The organism is Pseudomonas sp. MD195_PC81_125 (genome assembly GCF_014060985.1).
Lineage (GTDB): Bacteria > Pseudomonadota > Gammaproteobacteria > Pseudomonadales > Pseudomonadaceae > Aquipseudomonas > Aquipseudomonas parakoreensis.
The window spans coordinates 1-1,143 of sequence record NZ_JABULD010000810.1 but is presented as its reverse complement, the minus strand read 5'-3'; the positions used below and the strand labels follow the sequence as shown (position 1 = coordinate 1,143).

Genomic DNA, 1,143 nt, shown 5'->3' with positions numbered 1-1,143 from the left:
AAAAGTGAGGAAGGATCCCATGCTGAAAAAACTCGCATCATCTGTTCTCGTCGCCGCGGCCATGCTTGCCTCCGCACAGGGGGCTTTCGCTGAAGAGAAGCTGTTCAAGAACTACGTCTACCAAACCCCACTCGCAAAATTCACCGAAGCGGCCGGTTACTACGACTGCTCCGAAGACGTCGGCGGAACCGCGAGATGCATCGACGATGTGGATTTCCTGGAAGAGAAATTTACCGTCGCGCTAATCTTTTCCGGTGACAAGCTGATGATGGTTTCACTGATCAGCCCTTTCGATCAGAATCTATATGTCAAAGCCATCGCGGGGCTTTCCAAATCATTCACGCTGGTTTCCCTTAGCGATGAAAAATCCATCCTGGATATGTTCGATACCGCGAGAAAGTCGAGAAGCACCGAAGAACTAACGACGAAGATTTCCAATTTTGAACAGGTTGGTCTGGCGTCTGGGAATCTGACTTACACCTTTCTTGAAGGGCTGAGCGCTAAAGGGCAAACCAATGCTGTTAGTGCATTGGCTGCTGCACCGGAGAATATTCGTTCAGCTGAGTTGGTGATGGCGGGGCAAGGTGCGGATTCGGGGATGATTATTCGGTTTACGTTTCCTCGTTTAGAAGCGAATAAGATTTTGGCTGAGGCCAAAAAGCCTGTTGAGTCGTTTTAATAAAGTGATTGATTGCTTCGTAGCATGCTGATTTGATGAGAGAGGGTGGATTTATTTGCTGTCGGAGAAAAAGTAAATATATCAGCCTCCTCTTTTCTTTTTTTGAGTCTTATTAACGTCGTCGAAGGATTGTGTTGTGAAAGGAATTAAGCCGTTTCTAGTTCTGAGATACTCGCTGATCGAGAATAAGCAAGGTGCTCTTGTTTTCTCTCCCTTACCTAAACCCAAGGGGGCCGTGGTGGTAACAGCCCTTCAAGACGACGGTCGTGAGTTTGTGAAGAACAAAGTTCGCTATAGTTTTGTAGGATTTTCATACGCTGAACCCATTGTCGACGAATTTCCTAAAGGCAGATTTTTGGTAGGAAAAACGGCCAAACATAAATTAACTAAAGTTGGTGATAAGGTTCCCGGTGACATAGTGGCCCACGATGCTGATGATTGGGTTCCAGTGATTACCGTGTTGA

General features: G+C 46.5%; 2 protein-coding genes. Both read left to right on the top strand.

Features of this window, described 5'->3' with window-relative positions:
• Window positions 1-679 (top strand): hypothetical protein (locus tag HT737_RS29435; RefSeq protein ID WP_306287313.1); only part of this gene is annotated, 679 nt, incomplete at its 5' end.
• Window positions 680-815: 136 nt separating this feature from the next.
• Window positions 816-1,143, top strand: a 328-nt coding sequence (locus HT737_RS29430; protein WP_182404578.1) for a hypothetical protein, incomplete at its 3' end; no start/stop codon positions are given.